Here is a 20,327-nt window from a genome sequence, read left to right as displayed (position 1 = left end):
AACCCCGCCCGCCTTCGGTGATGCCAAGGTTGCGTTTCGGCCAGGCGTGCGCGCTTACATGTTCAGCGCACGCTTGTCGACGGCGAGAGCCGCTTCGCGCATGACTTCCGACAGCGACGGGTGCGGATGGCAAATTCGGCCGATGTCCTCCGACGCGGCCTTGAACTCCATCGCCACCACGGCTTCCGCGATCAGGTCCGATGCGTTCGCCGAAATGATGTGCACGCCGAGCAGTTCGTCGGTCTTCGCGTCGGCGATCATCTTGACGAAACCGTCCGCCTTGTTGATACCGAGCGCGCGGCCGTTCGCCATGAACGGGAATTGGCCCGTCTTGATCTCGCGGCCTTCGGCCTTCAGCTGCTGCTCGGTTTTGCCGACCCAGGCGATTTCCGGTTCGGTGTAGATCACCCACGGAACGCAGTTGTAGTCGATGTGCGGCTTCTGGCCGTCGATCACTTCCGCGACCAGCACGCCTTCGTCCTCAGCCTTGTGCGCGAGCATCGGGCCGCGCACCACGTCGCCGATCGCGTACACGTTCGGCACAGCCGTCGCGCAGTGGTCGTCCACGTCGATGAAGCCGCGCTCGTTGGCCTTCAGGCCGATCGCTTCGAGGCCGAGGTTGTCGGTGTTCGGCACGCGGCCGACCGACACGATCAGGCGGTCCGTTTCGAGCGTCTGCGCGTTGCCGTCCTTGTCCGTGTAGGCGATCGTCACGCCGTTCGCGCTCGTCTTCACTTCGCCGACCTTCACGCCGACCTGGATGTCGAGACCCTGCTTCTTGAACTGCTTGGCCGCTTCCTTCGACAGCGCCTGATCCGCCGCGCCGAGGAATTCCGGCAGCGCTTCGAGCACGGTCACGTCCGCGCCGAGGCGGCGCCATACCGAGCCGAGTTCCAGACCGATCACGCCTGCGCCGATGACGGTGAGCTTCTTCGGTGCGGAGTCGAACGACAGTGCGCCTTCGTTGTCGGCGATCAGCTTGTTGTCGACCGGAATGCCCGGCAGATGGCGCGCCTTCGAACCCGTCGCGATGATCACGTTCTTCGCCGTGACGACTCCCGTTTCGCCTTCGCCGCTCACTTCGATCTGCACGCCGGCGTCCGTCTTGCCGGTAAACTTGCCATGACCCTTGAGCCACGTGATCTTGTTCTTGCGGAACAGGAATTCGATGCCCTTGGTCATCTTCTCGACGATGCCGTCCTTGCGGTCCATCATCTTTGAGATATCGACCGAGACGTTTTCCACCGAGATGCCGTGGTCGGCGAGGTGATGCGACGCGTTTTCAAACTCTTCCGACGACGCGAGCAGCGCCTTCGACGGAATGCAGCCGACGTTCAGGCAGGTGCCGCCGAGCTTCAGCGTGCCGGCCGGGTTCTTCCACTTTTCGATACATGCGACGGTCTTGCCGAGCTGCGCTGCGCGGATGGCGGCGATATACCCGCCCGGGCCTGCGCCGATCACGACGACGTCAAATTCTTTGGACATGACAATCCCTTTGATGGCTGAACGGCGCCGGGCCACTCGAGGTGGCGCGCGCCGTTCCTGTACTGCGGAATGCTAAAGACATGCTACGGATGACACCGGCCCGCGCGAGGCGCAGGCGGGCGTCGGTGGAACGTGCGCTTACAGGTCGAGCAGCAGGCGAGCGGGATCTTCCAGCGCGTCCTTCATTGCGACCAGCGACAGCACTGCTTCGCGGCCGTCGATGATACGGTGGTCGTACGACAGCGCGAGGTAGTTCATCGGGCGGATCACGATCTGGCCGTTTTCGACCACAGCGCGTTCCTTCGTGGCGTGCACGCCGAGAATCGCGGACTGCGGCGGGTTGATGATCGGGGTCGACAGCATCGAGCCGAACACACCGCCGTTCGAGATCGAGAACGTACCGCCGGTCATTTCTTCGATCGACAGCTTGCCGTCCTTCGCCTTCTGACCGAATTCGGCGATCTTCTTCTCGATGTCGGCGAGGCTCAGCTGATCTGCATTGCGCAAGATCGGCACCACCAGACCGCGCGGCGAGCCGACAGCGATACCGATGTCGAAGTAGCCGTGATAGACGATGTCGTTACCGTCGATCGACGCGTTCACGAGCGGGAACTTCTTCAGCGCGTGAACAGCCGCCTTCACGAAGAACGACATGAAGCCGAGCTTCACGCCGTGTTCCTTCTCGAACTTGTCCTTGTACTTGTTGCGCAGATCCATGACCGGCGCCATGTTCACTTCGTTGAACGTCGTGAGGATGGCGTTGGTTTGCTGCGACTCGAGCAGACGCTCGGCGATACGCGCGCGCAGACGCGACATCGGCACGCGCTGTTCCGGACGGTCTTTCAGCCACTGGTCGGCCGATGCCGGAGCCTTGACGTCCGGCAGCGACGGCTTCGCAGCCTTCGGAGCGGCAGCCGGAGCCGGTGCAGCCTTGGCAGCCGGAGCGCCGGCGACGAGCACGTCGCCCTTCGTGATACGGCCGTCGCGGCCCGTGCCGGCGACGTCGCCAGCAGCCAGACCCTTTTCGGCCATCAGCTTGCCGGCAGCCGGCGAAGCAGCGGCGCTCGAGCCCGTTGCGGCAGCAGCCTGAGCAGCCGGCGCGGGAGCCGCAGCCGGTGCGGCGACCGGAGCCGGCTTGACTTCGGCTTCGACGGCGGCGGCGCTTGCGGTGCCTTCGGTGTCGATCTTCGCGATCACCTGCTCAGCCGTGACCGTGTCGCCGTCGTTCGAGATGACTTGCGCCAGCACGCCCGCAGCCGGTGCCGGCACTTCGAGCACGACCTTGTCGGTCTCGATTTCGATGAGGATTTCGTCCTGAGCGACAGCCTCGCCGGGCTTCTTCTTCCACTGCAGCATGGTCGCTTCCGAGACCGACTCGGAGAGCTGGGGAACTTTGACTTCAACAATAGCCATTATGAGTATCCTGAATACGTATCGGGTGACGGCGCTTCTTCACCACCGCCTGCGAACCGTGAGCGCCGCGCCTGAACCACATGGGAAACGTTCGGCGCGGCGTGGGAGAGCGCGCTGCGCTCTCCCGGCTCGTGTGTTTCTTTATTTAGCGATCGACGCGCTCTTGAGGCGGCCAAAAGCGCCTTCGATCAGCGCCTTCTGCTGCTCGTAGTGCTTCGCGTAGTAGCCGACTGCAGGCGAAGCCGAAGCCGGACGGCCGCTGTACGCCAGCTTCTGCCCTTCCTTCATGCCTTCCTTCAGATGGTGCTCGATGTAGAACCAGGGGCCCTGATTCTGCGGCTCGTCCTGCACCCACACCACTTCGGTTGCGTTGTCGTACTTCTTCATTTCCGCTTCGAACTGCTTGTGCGCGAACGGATAGAGCTGTTCGATACGGATGATCGCGACGTCGTTCGCCTTCGCTTCCCGGCGATGGGCGACCAGGTCGTAGTACACGCGGCCCGAGCAGGCCACCACGCGCTTGACCTTCTTCACGTCGATGGTTTCGTCCACTTCGCCGATGACCGGCTGGAACGAACCCTTCGCGAGTTCCGACAGATCCGACACGGCTTCCTTGTGACGCAGCAACGACTTCGGCGTCGCGACGATCAGCGGCTTGCGGAACAGGCGGATCATCTGGCGACGCAGCAAGTGGAAGACCTGCGCCGGCGTGGTCGGCTGAACGACCTGCATGTTGTGGTCTGCGCACAGTTGCAGGAAACGCTCGATACGCGCCGACGAGTGCTCCGGACCCTGGCCTTCGTAGCCGTGCGGCAGCAGCATGGTCAGGCCCGACACACGGCCCCACTTCACTTCGCCCGACGAGATGAACTGGTCGATCACGACTTGCGCGCCATTCACGAAGTCGCCGAACTGCGCTTCCCACGCGACGAACGTGTTCGGTTCAGCGGTCGAGTAACCGTATTCGAAGCCGAGCACCGCTTCTTCCGACAGCACCGAGTCGATCACCGTGAACTTCGCCTGACCTTCGGCGATGTTCTGCAGCGGCACGTAGGTGCCGTCGTTCCAGCGCTCGCGGTTCTGGTCGTGCAGCACTGCGTGACGGTGCGTGAACGTGCCGCGGCCCGAATCCTGACCGGTCAGGCGCACGGCATAACCGGATGCGACCAGCGATGCGAACGCGAGGTGCTCGCCCATGCCCCAGTCCAGCTTCGCTTCGCCGCGGCCCATTGCGCGACGGTCGTTGATCACGCGCTCGACGAGCGGGTGAACCTTGAAGTTCTCCGGAATCGTGGTGACGCGCTCGGCGAGGCGCTTCAGTTCCGCGAGCGGCACGGCCGTGTCGGCCGCATCGGTCCACTTGCGGTTCAGGAACGGCACCCAGTCCACCGCGTACTTGCTCTTGTAGTTCGACAGCACCGGGTCGACCGTATGGTGGCCTTCGTCCATCGCCTTGCGATAGGCCTTGACGAATTCCTCGCCCTGTTCGGCCGTGATGACGCCCTGTTGCACGAGCTTTTCGGCGTACAGCGCGCGCGTGCCCGGGTGCTTCGAGATCGTCTTGTACATCAGCGGCTGCGTGACCGCCGGGGTGTCCTGCTCGTTGTGGCCCAGCTTGCGGAAGCAGACGATGTCGACGACGACGTCCTTGTGGAACTGCGTGCGGAAGTCGATCGCCATCTGGATGGCCATCACGACCGCTTCGGGATCGTCACCATTCACGTGCAGCACCGGCGCTTCGATCATCTTGACGACGTCCGAGCAGTACAACGTGGAGCGCGAGTCGCGCGGGTCCGACGTCGTGAAGCCGATCTGGTTGTTGATGACGATGTGCAGCGTGCCGTGCGTGCCGTAACCGCGCGTTTGCGCGAGGTTCAGCGTTTCCATCACGACGCCCTGGCCCGCGAAAGCCGCGTCGCCGTGGATCTGCACCGGCAGCACCTGAAGGCCGTCTTCGTCGCCGCGGCGGTCCATACGCGCCTTCGCCGAGCCCTCGACCACCGGGTTGACGATTTCGAGGTGCGACGGGTTGAACGCGAGCGACAGGTGAACCGGGCCGCCTTCCGTCGCGATGTCCGACGAGAAGCCCTTGTGGTACTTCACGTCGCCAGCCGGCAGATCGTCGACGTGCTTGCCTTCGAATTCGGCGAACAGGTCAGCCGGCATCTTGCCGAGCGTGTTGACCAGCACGTTCAGACGGCCGCGGTGCGCCATCGCGATGACGATTTCCTGTACGCCGCGCAGACCGCCGTGACGCACGACTTCGTCCATCGCCGCGATGAAGCTCTCGCCGCCCTCGAGCGAGAAGCGCTTCTGGCCGACGTACTTGGTATGCAGGAAACGCTCGAGGCCTTCGGCGGCCGTCAGGCGATTCAGGATGTGCTTCTTCTTGTCGTTGCTGAAGTTCGGCGTCGACCGGATCGATTCGAGGCGTTCCTTCCACCAGCGCTTCTGCTCGGGATCGCTGATGTACATGTACTCGGCGCCGATCGTGCCGCAGTACGTGTCGCGCAGGGCTTTGACGATCTCGCGCAGCGTCGCGCGCTCGAACCCGAAGTACAGATTCGTTGCGCTGTACTCCTGGTCCATGTCGGCTTCGGTGAAGTCGTAGAACGCGGGTTCAAGTTCGGGGATCGCAGGACGTTCGCGGCGCTTCAGAGGATCGAGATTGGCCCATTGCGAGCCGAGGAAGCGATATGCGCCGATGAGGGACTGGACGTAAACCTGTTTGCGGGCAGTTGCGAGATCTTCGCCTCCGGCCGTTGCGCGCGGCAGGAAGGCATTGGCCTTGGCGCGCTGGGCAAACGATTCGACGATCGGGCCGTGGGCCACGTCGTTGGCGTTGCTGCCGTCCGATGCGGGCACGTTCTGCAACGCATCGAAATAGCTGCGCCAGGTCTCGGGCACTGACGCCGGATTATCGAGATACGCTTCGTACATTTCTTCAACGTACGGAGCATTGCCGCCGAACAGATAAGAGTTCGACTGGAATTGCTTCATCATTTTTACGCTCACCTTTCTTCGAGTTTCTCGAGAAATAGCGGGTTACCGAACCTTCCGCGACACGGCCTGACCGTTTAGCGGATTGCGCGAATCAAGTCTTGCTTGGAAGGACCTAAAACTTTGCACCCGGGAGCATAGCACAGAACGAATAGCCCAGATAGCGAACGGCACAGGCGCAAAGCCCGTGACGGCGGGCGTTTCGGGGGTGGCCTGGCCCCTTTCCACAGCGCGCAACAGTGTTCTGTGCGAAATGGAGTTGAAGAGTGCGATACGTCCCTTACGCGGACCGCCTTCGGAAAGTGCTGGGCGTGATGCAGCTTCACAAGTTTTGATACGCCAAAAACAAGGAAGCCACCCGAAGGTGGCTTCCGTTTCCTGCTATCCAGCGGGGTTTGAGTTCCGCTTATTCGCCGGCAACCTTGTTGCGGCTCGCGCTGCGGCGCTCGTGTTCCTTCAGGTAGCGCTTGCGCAGCCGGATCGACTTCGGCGTGACTTCGACCAGCTCGTCGTCGTCGATGAACTCGACCGCGTATTCGAGCGACAGCTGAACCGGCGGCACCAGACGCACAGCTTCATCCGTGCCCGACGCGCGCACGTTCGTGAGCTGCTTGCCCTTGATCGGGTTCACGACGAGGTCGTTGTCGCGGCTGTGGATGCCGATGATCATGCCTTCATACAGCGCCTCGCCCGGCGATACGAACATGCGGCCGCGATCCTGCAGCTTCCACAGTGCGTACGCGACTGCCGCGCCGTCGTCCTGCGAGATCAGCACGCCGTTGCGACGCTCGCCGACCGCACCTTCTTTGACCGGCTGATATGAATCGAACGTGTGGCTCATCAGACCCGTGCCGCGCGTGAGCGTGAGGAATTCCGACTGGAAGCCGATCAGGCCACGCGCCGAAATTCGGTACTCGAGACGCGTGCGGCCACGGCCATCCGACGCCATGTCGAGCATTTCGCCCTTGCGGCGGCCGAGCTCTTCCATCACGCCGCCCTGGTGCGTGTCTTCCATGTCGACGGTCAGGTTTTCGTACGGCTCGTGCTTCTCGCCGTCGATTTCCTGGATCACAACGCGCGGACGCGATACCGCCAGCTCGTAGCCTTCGCGACGCATGTTTTCGACCAGAATGGTCAAGTGCAGCTCACCGCGGCCTGCCACTTCAAACGTGGTTTCGTCGCCGGTATCGCGCACGCGCAGCGCGACGTTGTGATTCAGTTCCTTCATCAGGCGGTCGCGAATCTGACGGCTTGTGACGAACTTGCCTTCGCGGCCCGCGAGCGGCGACGAGTTGACGAGGAAGTTCATCGTCAACGTAGGTTCGTCGACTGTAATCATCGGCAGCGCTTCCGGCTGGTCCGGCGAGCAGATCGTCACGCCGATGCCGACTTCCTCGATACCGTTGATCAGCACGATGTCCCCCGCTTCAGCCGAGTCCACCTGCACGCGATCGAGGCCCTTGAACGACAGCACCTGGTTGATCTTGCGATTGAGGATATCGCCTTCCGGGCCCAGGCGCACCGCGACTGCCATGCCCGGCTTGATGCGGCCGCGCGTGATACGGCCAATGCCGATACGGCCGACGTACGACGAGTAGTCGAGCGAGGTGATCTGAAGTTGCAGCGGACCATCCGGATCGGCCGGGCGAACCGGCACGTGCTGGAGGATCGCCTCGAACAGCGGACGCATGTCGCCGTCGCGCACCTCCGGCGTGAGACCCGCGTAGCCGTTCAGGCCCGATGCGTAGACGATCGGGAAGTCGAGCTGCTCTTCGCTTGCGCCGAGCTTGTCGAACAGGTCGAAAGTCTGGTTAATCACCCAGTCGATCCGCGCGCCCGGACGATCGACCTTGTTGACCACAACGATCGGCTTCAGGCCCAGCGCGAGCGCTTTTTTCGTGACGAAGCGGGTCTGCGGCATCGGGCCTTCCACCGCATCGACGAGCAGCAGCACCGAGTCGACCATCGACAGCACGCGCTCCACTTCACCACCGAAGTCGGCGTGTCCCGGCGTGTCGACGATGTTGATGTGCGTGCCCTCGTACTCCACCGCGCAGTTCTTCGACAGGATCGTGATGCCGCGCTCTTTTTCGATGTCGTTCGAGTCCATCACGCGCTCGGCGATCTGCTGGTTCTCGCGGAACGTGGCGGTCTGACGGAGGAGTTGGTCGACGAGCGTGGTCTTGCCGTGGTCGACGTGAGCAATGATGGCGATGTTGCGTAGGGCGCGAGTCATAGGAAACCTGAAGACGGTTGAGTGCGCCGCTTGCTTATGCTGCTGGTTGAGGATCCAAACCACGACAACAAGCCCAAAGCGCACTTTGGGAACCGAAAATTATAGCATGCGCGGATGATCCTTTCTGGTATTCCCCGATAGACCGCCCACTTCACGCGTCTCCGAGGGTTGCACGCGAACGCCTGCTTCGCGGCGCTCCGCGCGAATCCGTCCTGTTTGCTGCTCGAGCGGGAAATAATCCTTGACTAAGCTGTAATTACGCTTGTCGCGTCAATCAACAGCCGACTATACTAATGCCTAGTCAACCATTGCATTCACACCAGAATCATGACGGAGCCGTCCAACGAACCCACGCCGGACCCCAGCGAGTACCAGCTCGGCGAAAGCGTCGGCTATCTCATATCGCGGGTGAAATCGACGCTGTCGAACCTGATCACGCAACGCAGCATGGCCGAACTCGGCATCACCAGCCAGCAAGGCAGCATCCTGTTCATGGTGGCGAGCGGCAAATGTCTGCTCGCGGCCGAATTGGCGCGTGAATACGGCATCGACGCAAGCGCCGTGACGCGCCTGATCGACCGACTCGAAAAGCGCGGCCTGCTCACGCGGGTGCGCAGCAACGAAGACCGGCGCGTCGTACGGCTCGCATTGACGCCGGAAGGCCATGCGATTGCCGCCCGCATGCCGGGCATTTTCAATGGCGTGCTCGATAGCCTGCTGAACGGGTTCACCCCCGAGGAAGTGGGCTTCCTGAAGAGCATGCTGCGCCGCGTGCTCGTCAATTCCGGCGAACAGACGGGAGTTTCCCGCGATGCCGCAAGCCATCCGGATAGCAAGCCGTAATAACTTACTTGCTGCGTCCACCAATACATTCCACTCAAAGAGTCGAGCGATGAAATCCCTTTCCCTGTCCGCGCCCGCGCTGTCGAGCCGGGCCGCTGTCACCGCCGCGGTGACAGCGCTCGCCCTCACGGGGTGCGCGAACTACTTCGGCGTCAAAAGCGACAAACAGATCGCGTCGCCGACGCAGTACGAGTCGACGCAGAGCCTGCCCAACGAGGGCGGCCAGTGGCCATCGCTCGACTGGGCCAACCAGTTCGGCGACCCGCAACTGCCGAAGCTGATCGCTGAAGCGCTCGAGGGCAGCCCGTCGATCGCTCAGGCGCAGGCGCGGCTCGCGAAGGCTTCGTCATATATTGAAAGCTCCCGCTCGGCGCTGTTCCCGAAGGTCAACGCGAGCTATTCCTGGACCCGCGAGCTATTCTCGGCGAACGGCCTCTACCCGCCTCCGTTCGGCGGCAGCTGGTTTAGCGAAAACAACGTGCTAGCGAGCGCGTCGTGGGATCTCGACCTGTGGGGCAAGAACCGTCAGCGCCTCGGCCAGGCCGTATCGCAGCAGAAAGCCGCCGAAGCCGACATGCAGCAGGCGCGCGTGACGCTCGCCGCGTCGGTCGCGAGCACGTATAACCAGCTCGCGCAGCTGTATGCGTTCCGCGACATCGCCGCGCGCGAAATCGCCAACCGCCAGGACGTCGGCCGCATCACCAATGACCGCGTGACGGCCGGCCTCGACACCAACGTCGAGAAGCAGACCGCCGCCGGCAACGTCGCGACCAGCCAATCGAACCTGACCGACCTCGACGGCCAGATCACCGTCGTGCGCTACCAGTTGGGCGCGCTGCTCGGCAAAGGCCCGGACCGCGGCCTGCAGATCGACAAGCCGGTGCTCACCGGCGGCGACGTGGTCGCGCTGCCCGACAATATCCCGGCCGACCTCGTCGCGCGCCGCGCGGATATCGTCGCTGCGCGCTGGCAGGTCGAAGCCGCGATGCACGACGTGAAGGAAGCGAAGGCCGAGTTCTACCCCGACGTAAACCTCGCGGCCGGCTTCGGTTTCGACGCGTTCGGCTGGGGTCATTTCCTGACCGCGTCGAGCCGTCAGATCCAGTTCGGCCCGGCGATCCATCTGCCGATCTTCGACGCCGGCGCGTTGCGCGCGCAACTGAAAGGCCGCTACGCCGACTTCGAAGGCGACGTCGCCAACTACAACCAGACGCTGATCAACGCGCTGCAGGACGTGTCGACGCAGGTCTCGTCGATCCGTTCGATCGACCGCCAGGAAGGCGACGCCCAGCGCGCGCTCGACGCGTCGAGCAAGGCCTACCAGCTCGCCGTGGTGCGCTACAAGGCCGGCCTGTCGCCGCAACTGCAGGTGCTCACCGCCGACGAAAACCGGCTCGCCGCCGAGCAGACGGTTACGGGTCTGCAGATGCGACGCCGCAGTCTGCAGATCGGCCTGATCAAGGCGCTGGGCGGTGGCTTCGACGCGACCCAGACCGGTCTCGTGGTGCCCACCGATGCCCCCGCATCGGCCAACGCCGCGACCCACGCTACCAGCACCGCAGCGAACTGAGCAAAACCTGCCCGCGCCGACGCACACGCATCCACACGAACACCCGAAAAAACGACGACGTTTAAGAGAACCCGGAGCACATCAATGAGCACCCCTCAGCAGCCCGCCACTCCACCGCAAGCGGCGAACAACGGCAAACGCAAGCGCATGATGACGCTGCTCGTCATCGTGATCCTGATAGCCGCGGTCGCGTACGGCCTGTACTACTTCCTCGTCGCACGCTTCCATGAAGACACCGACGACGCCTACGTGAGCGGCAACGTCGTGCAGATCACGCCGCAGGTCACGGGCACGGTGATCGCGGTCAACGCGGACGACACCCAGGTCGTCAAGGCCGGCGACCCGCTCGTCGTGCTCGACCCGGCCGATGCACGCGTCGCGCTCGAACAGTCCGAGGCCAATCTCGCGCAGGTGGTGCGCCAGGTGCGCGGCCTGTTCGCCGACGACAGCCAGTACGAAGCGCAGGTCGCGGCACGCCAGGCCGATCTCTCGCGCGCCAATGACGACCTGAAGCGTCGTCTGACGGTCGCGCAGACCGGCGCAGTATCACAGGAAGAAATTTCGCACGCACGCGATTCCGTAAAGTCCGCGCAAGCCGCGCTCGACGCCGCCAAACAGCAGCTCGCGGCAAACCGCGCGCTGACAGCGAACACCACGATCGCCGATCACCCGAACGTGCAGGCCGCCGCCGCAAAGCTGCGCGACGCGTACCTGAACCATGCTCGCAACACGCTGCCCGCGCCGGTCACCGGCTATGTCGCGAAGCGCTCGGTGCAGGTTGGCCAGCGCGTGTCGCCGGGCACGCCGCTGATGGCAATCGTGCCGCTGCATGACGTGTGGGTTGACGCGAACTTCAAGGAAGTGCAACTGAAGCACATGCGCATCGGCCAGCCGGTTGAACTGTCGGCTGACGTGTACGGCTCGTCGGTACCGTATCACGGCAAAGTGATCGGCTTCTCGGCCGGTACGGGTTCGGCGTTCTCACTGCTGCCCGCGCAGAACGCGACCGGCAACTGGATCAAAGTCGTGCAGCGTCTGCCGGTGCGCATTTCGCTCGATCCGCAGGAGCTCGAGAAGCACCCGCTGCGTATCGGTCTGTCGATGCAGGCTGACGTCAACATCAAGGACGACACCGGCGGCCAGCTCGGCCAGGCGCCGACCACGGCTTACCAGACCAACGTCTTCGACAAATACGGCGCGGATGCCGACGCGGAAATTGCGCGCATCATCTCGGAAAACGCCGGTCCGAACGCGAACGGCGGCTCGCAGAAATCGACCGCGGCGAGCGGCGCGGCCGCGAAACCGGCGACCCATAAGAGCTAAGGCTCCGGCCGACGATTCATAGAAGGCTCTTTTAATGGCTCAGGCTCAAGCGCAAGTCGCGCACCCGCCGCTCGAAGGCGCGCAACTGGTGATCGGCACCATCGCGGTGTCGCTCGCGGTGTTCATGAACGTGCTCGACACGTCGATCGCGAACGTGTCGATCCCGTCGATTTCCGGCGACCTCGGTGTGTCGTCCGACCAGGGCACATGGGTGATTACGTCGTTCGCGGTGGCCAATGCGATCTCAGTGCCGCTGACCGGCTGGCTCACCGACCGCGTCGGCCAGGTGCGGCTGTTCATGGCGTCGATCGTGCTGTTCGTGCTGTCGTCGTGGCTGTGCGGGCTGTCGCCCAACCTGCCGTTCCTGCTCGCGTCGCGTGTGCTGCAAGGCGCGGTGGCCGGCCCGATGATCCCGCTGTCGCAGACGCTGCTGCTCGCGAGCTATCCGCGCGCGAAGGCGCCGATGGCGCTATCGATGTGGGCGATGACCACGCTGATCGCGCCGGTTGCCGGTCCGATTCTCGGCGGCTGGATTTCCGACAATATTTCGTGGCCCTGGATTTTCTACGTCAATATTCCGGTCGGCGCGGTCGCGGCCATCGCGACGTGGACGATCTTTCGTAACCGCGATTCGGTCATCAGGAAGGCGCCGATCGACGGCGTCGGCCTCGGACTTCTGATCGTCTGGGTCGGCTCCCTTCAGGTCATGCTCGACAAGGGCAAAGACCTCGACTGGTTCTCGTCGACGACGATCGTCGTGCTTGTGCTCGTTGCAGTCATCGCGCTCGCGTTCTTCATCGTGTGGGAGCTGACGGCCGAGCATCCGGTGGTCGACCTGTCGCTGTTCAGCCGACGAAATTTCAGCGGCGGCACGATCGCGCTGTCGATCGGCTATGGGCTTTACTTCGGCAATCTCGTGCTGCTGCCGCTGTGGCTGCAGACCGATATCGGCTACACGGCGACCGAAGCCGGACTCGTGATGGCACCCGTCGGTGTGTTCGCGATCCTGCTGTCGCCGCTCACCGGTAAGGTGCTGCCGCGCACCGATCCACGTTATATCGCGACGCTGTCGTTCCTGATTTTCGCGCTGTGTTTCTGGATGCGCTCGCGTTATACGACGGGCGTCGATACATACTCGCTGATGCTGCCCACGCTGATTCAGGGCATCGGCATGGCCGGCTTCTTCATTCCGCTCGTGTCGATCACGCTGTCGGGCTTGCCGGGCCATCGGATTCCCGCGGCCTCGGGGCTGTCGAACTTCGTGCGGATCATGTGCGGCGGTATCGGTACGTCGATCTTCCAGACCGCGTGGGATCACCGCACGATCATGCATCACGCGCAACTGACCGAGCAGGCGAACGCTTACAACCCGGCGTTTGGTCAGTCGATTCATCAGATGGGCGCAGCGGGCCTGGATCAGCAGCAGACCTATGGCCTTTTCAATACCATGGTTACGCAGCAGTCCGCGCAGCTCGGCGTGAACGACCTGTTCTTCATTTCGGCCGGCATTTTTGTCGCGCTGATCGCGCTGATCTGGATCACGCGGCCGGAACGGGCAGGCGGCGACGCGGGAGCGGCAGCGGCTGCGGCGCATTGAGGACGTCGGTTGTGGTGTCGCTTTAGTTCGGCACCGCTGCACGACGCGGCATGAAAAAAGCGGGATCGCTCGATGGCAGATCCCGCTTTTTTATGGTCCGCGCCGGACTGGCAAAACGGCCGAGCCTAGCTCTCAGTCGTTACGACCAGACGTTCTGGTGCGAGCACACCTTCGCCCGGCTTCGCGACACCGAGAAGCCGTCCCTGCGCCGAGTACACCCTCACGCGCGCCGCAGTCACCGCTTCGGCGGCGATCGCCAACGACGATAGCTTCAGCCGCTGGCCGTGCAGGAAGCGGCGCGTGTCGTCGTCGTTGAGACAAACCTGCGGGAACGTCGACAGCAACGCGTCGACCGGTTGCAGCCATGCGTCGCGTTCGAGCTGGGTCGCGTCGGACAACGCGTCGAGCGTGACCGAATGCTCGAGCGTCAGCGCGCCGACGCCCGTGCGCCGCAGTACGATCAGATGCGCGCCGCAGCCGAGCGCCTCGCCGATATCCTCGGCAAGTGTACGCACATAGGTGCCCTTGCTGCACGTCACTTGAAACGTCACATCCGGCAACGCGCACGCAATCAGCTCGAGCGCGTGAATCGTCACCTGCCGCCCTTCCCGTTCGACCGTCTGGCCGGCGCGCGCGTACTCGTACAGTGGCTTGCCGTCGCGCTTGAGCGCCGAGTACATCGGCGGAATCTGAACGATCTCGCCGATGAACCGCTGCAAGGCCGCCTGCACCGCCGCTTCGTCGCAATCGACCGCGCGGATGTCGAGTGGCTCGCCCTCGGCATCGCCAGTGGTCGTGCGGATGCCGAGGCGCATCGTCGCCTCGTAGGTCTTGTCGGCTTCGAGCAGGTCCTGCGAAAATTTGGTGGCCTCGCCGAAACACAGCGGTAACAGGCCGGTTGCGAGCGGGTCGAGCGTGCCGGTGTGACCCGCCTTTTTCGCCAGATAGAGACGTTTCGCGCGAACCAGCGCGTCGTTGCTCGACAGGCCGAGTGGCTTGTCGAGCAGCAGCACGCCGTCGAGCGCGCGACGTGGCACGCGGGGGCGTTGAGGTACGGTCATGTCGAGTGAGGCAGAACGTTCGGGAAATGCGAAAAACCGCGCCGCGCGCTACATGGAACGACGCGGCATGGTGGACACTCAGTCGTCTTTCGCGCGCGTGGAATTTGCCTCGTCGATCAGACGCGACATCTCGACGGCGCGCTCGATCGTCTTGTCGTAGTGGAAATGCAGCGTCGGCACCGTATGAATATGCAGGCGCTTGAACAGCAGATTGTGCAGATGGCCGGCCGCGTGCGTCAGCGCCTCGAGCGTCTGCTGCGGGTCGCCCGTCAGCGTCGTGAAGTAGACCTTCGCGTGAGCGTAGTCGGGCGTCAGCTCGACGCTCTGAAATGTGACGATGCCGATGCGCGGATCCTTGACCTCACGCAGCAGCTCGGCCAGGTCGCGCTGGATCTGATCGGCGATCTGCACGTTACGATTGGGACTAGTACGTTTCTTAGGCATGGTGTTGTGTGCTCCGCTATGACGGATGCAAAAATTTGTTCGCGCGAGCCGTGTTTGTTATCCGTTGGATACGACGGCATCGCGATCGCCGCGGTCTGTGAGCGATACGTTGGCGCGATGGTCTCGCGTCATGAACCGATTCACGACGAACGCGGCATCGAAGCCAGCGACAAACTCGACGCAGCGGGCTCAAAAACAACGGGCGGAGCGGGCGTCAAGCCCGTTCCGCCCGTTGTGCCGTGCCGCGTGAATTACAGCGTACGCGCGACTTCGGTGACTTCGAAGACTTCGAACTGATCGCCTTCGACGATATCGTTGAAGTTCTTGATCGACATACCGCACTCGAAGCCCTGACGGACTTCCTTCACGTCGTCCTTGAAGCGCTTGAGCGAATCGAGCTCGCCCGTGAAGACGACGACGTGGTTGCGCAGCACGCGCACCGACGAAGAGCGCTTGACGAAACCGTCCGTGACCATACAGCCGGCCACCGTGCCGACCTTCGGCACCTTGAAGACCTGGCGAACTTCGACCGTGCCCGTCACGACTTCGCGCTTCTCCGGCGCCAGCATGCCCGACATCGCTGCCTTCACTTCATCCACGGCGTCGTAGATGATGTTGTAGTAGCGGATATCGACGCCATTGGCTTCCGCGAGCTTGCGAGCCTGCGCATCCGCGCGGGTGTTGAAGCCGATGATGACCGCCTTCGACGCCGTCGCGAGATTGACGTCCGACTCGCTGATGCCGCCGACCGCGCCGTGCACGATCTGCACGCGGACTTCGTCGGTGGAGAGCTTCTGCAGCGACTGCACCAGCGCTTCCTGCGAACCCTGCATGTCGGCCTTGACGATGAGCGGCATGTACTGCACTTCGCCTTCGCCCATCTGCTCGAGCATGTTCTCGAGCTTCGCGGCCTGCTGCTTCGCGAGCTTGACGTCGCGGAACTTGCCCTGACGGAACAGTGCCACTTCACGCGCCTTGCGCTCGTCAGGCATCACAATCACTTCTTCGCCAGCCTGCGGCACTTCCGACAGACCCTGGATTTCGACCGGGATCGACGGGCCAGCGGACTTGGTCGGCTTGCCGGTTTCGTCGAGCATGGCACGCACGCGACCGTAGGCGCTGCCTGCCAGCACGACGTCGCCGCGATTCAGCGTACCCGACTGAACGAGGATCGTTGCGACCGGCCCCTTACCCTTGTCGAGCTTGGCTTCGATCACGAGACCCTTGGCCGGCGATTCGACCGGCGCCTTCAGCTCCAGCACTTCGGCCTGCAGCAGCACGTTTTCGAGCAGATCGTCGATGCCCGCACCGGTCTTCGCCGACACCGGTACGAATGGCGAGTCGCCGCCGTACTCTTCCGGCACGACGCCTTCCGTGACGAGTTCCTGCTTCACGCGCTCCGGATTCGCTTCCGGCTTGTCGATCTTATTGATCGCGACGACGAGCGGCACGCCGCCGGCCTTCGCGTGGGAGATCGCTTCCTTCGTCTGCGGCATCACGCCGTCGTCGGCGGCCACCACCAGAATCACGATGTCGGTTGCCTTCGCACCGCGGGCACGCATTGCCGTGAAGGCTTCGTGACCCGGCGTGTCGAGGAACGTGATTACGCCGCGCGGCGTTTCGACGTGGTAAGCGCCGATGTGCTGCGTAATACCGCCCGCTTCGCCTGCCGCAACTTTCGCGCGACGAATGTAGTCGAGCAGCGAGGTCTTGCCATGGTCGACGTGGCCCATCACCGTGACGACCGGCGGACGCGGCAGCGCTTCCGCGTCGGTCGCTTCGCCTTCGACCAGCATCGCTTCCGGATCGTCCAGCTTCGCCGCGAGCGCGCGGTGGCCCAGTTCCTCGACGATGATCATCGCCGTTTCCTGGTCCAGCATCTGGTTGATCGTAACCATCTGGCCAAGCTTCATCATCACCTTGATGACTTCCGAAGCCTTCACCGCCATCTTGTGCGCGAGATCCGCGACCGTGATGGTTTCCGGCACATGCACTTCACGAACGATCGGCTCGGTCGGCGCCTGGAACGTGGTGCTCTGCTCCTGATGCTTGCCACGCCCCTTCGGACCGCCGCGCCAGCCACGATCGACGCCGCCGCTAGAGTCACCGCGCGTCTTGATGCCGCGGCGCTTTGCTGCGTCGTCCTGCCAGTTGCCGCCACCCTTGCCAGCGCCCGGCTTCTTCTTGTCGCCGGCGGACGGTGCGCTCGCGGGCGCCGGAGCCGCGGCTGCCGGCTTCCTGGCTGCCGGGCGCGCCGGCGCTTCGCCAGCCGGACGCGCCGGCTTGTGCAGCGTGCCCTTCGCTTCGGCCGCCTTGGCCGGCTCGGCAGGCTTTGGTGCCGGTTCCGGAGCCTTCACCTGCGCCTTGCGCGGCGTGTTCATCATTTCGCGAATCGCGCGCGCTTCGGCTTCGGCCGCGGCGCGGCGCTTCGCGATTTGTTCCTGTTCGGCACGCGCCTTTTCGGCGGCCAGACGCGCCGCGTCTTCCGCCTTCTTCGCGGCTTCGCGTTGCGCGGCGCGTTCCGCTGCCGCGCGCTCATCGTCCTGCTCGCTTGCCTTCGCGGCAACCGGTGCAGCAGCTTGCGCCGCCTGCTGGGCCTTCTCGCGAGCCGCCGCCTCGGCCGCTACGCGCTTCTTCGCTTCTTCTTCCGCTCGCTGACGCCCGGCTTCCGCAGCCTGCTCGCGCGCCTGACGCTCGGCCTCTTCGCGCTCGAGCTGTTCCTGACGTGCCTTCAGCTCCTGCGCCTGCTTTTCGAGCAGTTCGGCTTCGTGACGTGCTTCTTCCTCACGACGCTGCAGTTCGAGATCTTCTGCATCCGCGTTTTCGGCCACATGATTCGATGCATCCCCGCCTTCCGCGACGGTCTCGTCGCGGCGGACGAACGTGCGCTTCTTGCGCACCTCGACCTGAATGGTGCGAGCTTTGCCCGTCGCATCGGACTGCTTGATCTCCGACGTATGCCGGCGCGTCAGCGTGATCTTGCGCTTGTCGGCATCGTCCGAGCCATGCGACTTGCGCAAGTGATCGAGCAGACGCGCCTTGTCCGCCTCGGACAGGTTGTCGTCTTCGCTCGCTTTCTGGACGCCCGCTGCCTGCAGCTGCTCGAGCAGCACGCCAGCAGGCATTTTCAGTTCCGCGGCAAATTGGGCTACGTTGTTACTCGCCATTCATTCCTCTTAATGCAAGGACCGATTCCTTGCGGTTAGCATCGGGTCATGCGGCCTCGCGGCCGCGTTCAATTCAGTGCGCCATGGTCATTTCTCACTGGAACCAGTGTTCACGTGCTTTCATGATCAACGCCTTAGCGGCATCCTCTCCCATCCCAGTCATCTCGACCAGTTCATCCACGGCCAGCTCGGCGAGTTCGTCGCGCGTCTGGATCTGATGTTCGGCCAGTTTCGCGAGCAGGTCAGCGTCCATGCCGTCCAGGCTCTTCAGGTCGAGCGCCACGTTTTCGACCTTTTCTTCGTTCGCGATCGCCATCGTCAACAGCGCGTCGCGCGAGCGGTTGCGCAGTTCGTGAACGGTATCTTCGTCGAATGCCTCGATTTCGAGCATTTCGTTGAGCGGCACGTAGGCGATCTCTTCGAGGCTCGTGAAGCCTTCGTCGATCAGGATGTCGGCGACTTCCTCGTCGACATCGAGACGCGCCATGAACAGGTCGCGCAGGACGCCGCGCTCCTGATTCTGCTTCTGCGCAGATTCGTCCGGCGTCATGATGTTGATCTGCCAGCCGGTGAGCTCGCTGGCAAGCCGCACGTTCTGGCCGCTGCGACCGATCGCGACCGCGAGTTCGCTTTCGTCGACGACGACGTCCATCGAATGCTTTTCTTCATCGACGACGATCGACTGCACGGCTGCCGGCGCGAGCGCGCCGATCACGAACTGGGCGGGGTCTTCCGACCATAGCACGATGTCGACGTTTTCGCCACCAAGCTCGTTGCGCACGGCCTGCACGCGCGACCCGCGGATACCGACGCAGGTGCCGATCGGATCGATGCGCTTGTCATAAGCGACCACTCCGATCTTCGCGCGCACGCCCGGATCGCGAGCCGCCGCCTTGATCTCGAGCAGGCCCTGCTCGATTTCCGGCACTTCCATCTCGAACAGCTTCATCAGGAATTCCGGCGCCGTACGTGAAAGCTCGATCTGCGGACCACGCGCGGTGCGGTCGACCTTGGCGATATAGGCGCGCACGCGGTCGCCCACGCGCAGGTTTTCCTTCGGGATCAACTGGTCGCGGCGCAGAAGCGCTTCGACACGGCCCGATTCGACGATGAAGTTGCCCTTGTCGAGGCGCTTCACCGAGCCGGTCATGATGTGTTCGCCGCGCTCGAGGAAGTCGTTCAGGATCTGCTCGCGCTCGGCGTCGCGCACCTTCTGCAAGATCACCTGCTTGGCGGCCTGCGCACCGATACGGCCGAATTCGATCGACGGCACCGGCTCCTCGATGTACTCGTCGAGCTCGATACTGGATTGCTGCTCGCGTGCCTCGAACAACAGAATTTCCTGATCCGGCTCCTGCAGACCGGCTTCGTCCGGCACGACCTTCCAGCGGCGAAACGTTTCGTGTTCGCCGCTTTCACGGTCGATGTGGACGCGGATATCCGCATCTTCTTCGAAGAGTTTCTTGGAGGCCGAAGCGAGAGCCGCTTCGAGCGCGGCAAATACGACGTCCTTGTCGACGTTCTTCTCGCGTGCCAGCGCATCCACCAGCATCAACACTTCGCGACTCATTGTTTGCGGCTCCTAAAGTCAACTTTCGGAACAAGGCGCGCCTTGTCCATGTCCGCGAGCGTGAAATCGAGCATCGCGGCCCCTTCTTTTCCTTCAAATTCCAGACCGATCGTCTCGCCCTGCGGAGCATGCAAAATGCCCCGGTACGATTTCCGACCGTCCAATGGCTTTTTCAGTGTGATAACCGCTTCGCTGCCCGCGAAACGTTCAAAATCCGCCAGTTTTTTCAGCGGGCGATCGAGACCGGGCGACGATACTTCGAGCCGCTCGTAATCGATATTTTCGACCGTCAGAACGTGCTGGAGCTGACGCGTGACTTTCTCGCAGTCTTCGATTGCGATGCCGGCCGGCTGGTCGATATAGATACACAGCATGCCGCGCCCGGTGCGCTCGAGATCGACGAGCTCGTAGCCGAGTCCCACGACCGTGGTTTCAATCAGTTCCGTCAGTTGCACAGTGCCCTCTTAGATGTTCGCGCAGCGAGCCTCGCCTCTTCTGCAAACAACCAATGCGGGCCGCGCGCCAAGCCGGCGCACGTTGTTGCGAACCCGAGATGCCGAACCACGATGAACTGAGCGGCAAAAAAAAATGGGCTGAACGCCCATCATCTTATTGCCG

General features: G+C 63.2%; 13 protein-coding genes. 4 read left to right on the top strand and 9 right to left on the bottom strand.

Annotated features, from left to right (window positions below):
- Positions 1-54: 54 nt before the first annotated feature.
- The 4 genes from lpdA to typA all read right to left on the bottom strand — a co-directional run bounded on the left by lpdA (position 55) and on the right by typA (position 8,134).
- The gene (lpdA, locus tag OKW43_RS20465; protein ID WP_187632801.1) at positions 55-1,485 is read right to left on the bottom strand and encodes a dihydrolipoyl dehydrogenase; all 1,431 of its coding nucleotides are present in this window, start codon (positions 1,483-1,485) and stop codon (positions 55-57) included.
- 138 nt (positions 1,486-1,623) lie between these two features.
- Entirely contained in the window at positions 1,624-2,898 is a 1,275-nt protein-coding gene (gene odhB / locus OKW43_RS20460; protein ID WP_429449433.1) for a 2-oxoglutarate dehydrogenase complex dihydrolipoyllysine-residue succinyltransferase, read from the bottom strand.
- Positions 2,899-3,039: 141 nt separating this feature from the next.
- A complete protein-coding gene (locus tag OKW43_RS20455) occupies positions 3,040-5,901 on the bottom strand; it encodes a 2-oxoglutarate dehydrogenase E1 component (RefSeq protein WP_429449431.1) in 2,862 nt (953 codons plus the stop codon).
- Between the two features lie 403 nt (positions 5,902-6,304).
- Positions 6,305-8,134, bottom strand: a complete 1,830-nt coding sequence (gene typA, locus OKW43_RS20450) for a translational GTPase TypA (RefSeq protein WP_429449429.1) — start codon at positions 8,132-8,134, stop codon at positions 6,305-6,307.
- 327 nt (positions 8,135-8,461) lie between these two features.
- Here typA and OKW43_RS20445 point away from each other — a divergent pair, with 327 nt between their 5' ends.
- From OKW43_RS20445 to OKW43_RS20430, 4 genes are all read left to right on the top strand, one after another.
- The gene (locus OKW43_RS20445; RefSeq protein ID WP_187632805.1) at positions 8,462-8,977 is read left to right on the top strand and encodes a MarR family winged helix-turn-helix transcriptional regulator; all 516 of its coding nucleotides are present in this window, start codon (positions 8,462-8,464) and stop codon (positions 8,975-8,977) included.
- Between the two features lie 49 nt (positions 8,978-9,026).
- Entirely contained in the window at positions 9,027-10,547 is a 1,521-nt protein-coding gene (locus OKW43_RS20440; RefSeq protein ID WP_187632806.1) for an efflux transporter outer membrane subunit, read from the top strand.
- A gap of 84 nt (positions 10,548-10,631) precedes the next feature.
- Positions 10,632-11,870 carry an EmrA/EmrK family multidrug efflux transporter periplasmic adaptor subunit gene (locus OKW43_RS20435; protein ID WP_187632807.1) on the top strand — a complete coding sequence of 413 codons (1,239 nt, stop codon included), beginning with the start codon at positions 10,632-10,634 and terminating at the stop codon, positions 11,868-11,870.
- A 34-nt stretch (positions 11,871-11,904) separates the two neighbouring features.
- Complete coding sequence (locus OKW43_RS20430; RefSeq protein WP_187632808.1) at positions 11,905-13,467, top strand: DHA2 family efflux MFS transporter permease subunit; 1,563 nt, start codon at positions 11,905-11,907, stop codon at positions 13,465-13,467.
- A 125-nt stretch (positions 13,468-13,592) separates the two neighbouring features.
- On the opposite strand, the gene truB is transcribed toward OKW43_RS20430, so the two are convergent.
- The 5 genes from truB to rimP form a co-directional block, all read right to left on the bottom strand.
- Positions 13,593-14,528 (bottom strand): tRNA pseudouridine(55) synthase TruB, encoded by a 936-nt coding sequence (gene truB, locus OKW43_RS20425; RefSeq protein WP_187632809.1) that lies wholly within the window; start codon positions 14,526-14,528, stop codon positions 13,593-13,595.
- A 78-nt stretch (positions 14,529-14,606) separates the two neighbouring features.
- Entirely contained in the window at positions 14,607-14,972 is a 366-nt protein-coding gene (gene rbfA, locus OKW43_RS20420; RefSeq protein ID WP_187632810.1) for a 30S ribosome-binding factor RbfA, read from the bottom strand.
- Between the two features lie 251 nt (positions 14,973-15,223).
- Positions 15,224-18,139 (bottom strand): translation initiation factor IF-2, encoded by a 2,916-nt coding sequence (gene infB / locus OKW43_RS20415; RefSeq protein WP_429449425.1) that lies wholly within the window; start codon positions 18,137-18,139, stop codon positions 15,224-15,226.
- A 94-nt stretch (positions 18,140-18,233) separates the two neighbouring features.
- On the bottom strand, positions 18,234-19,709 hold the full coding sequence (gene nusA, locus OKW43_RS20410) for a transcription termination factor NusA (protein ID WP_187632812.1): 1,476 nt from the start codon (positions 19,707-19,709) through the stop codon (positions 18,234-18,236).
- On the bottom strand, positions 19,706-20,164 hold the full coding sequence (rimP, locus tag OKW43_RS20405; RefSeq protein ID WP_006052964.1) for a ribosome maturation factor RimP: 459 nt from the start codon (positions 20,162-20,164) through the stop codon (positions 19,706-19,708). Before rimP ends, nusA begins: the two co-directional genes overlap by 4 nt.
- Between the last annotated feature and the right edge of the window lie 163 nt (positions 20,165-20,327).

The sequence above is a fragment of the Paraburkholderia sp. WC7.3g genome (assembly GCF_050436345.1).
GTDB classification, from domain to species: Bacteria; Pseudomonadota; Gammaproteobacteria; order Burkholderiales; family Burkholderiaceae; genus Paraburkholderia; species Paraburkholderia podalyriae.
This window is presented reverse-complemented; position numbering and strand designations above follow the sequence as displayed.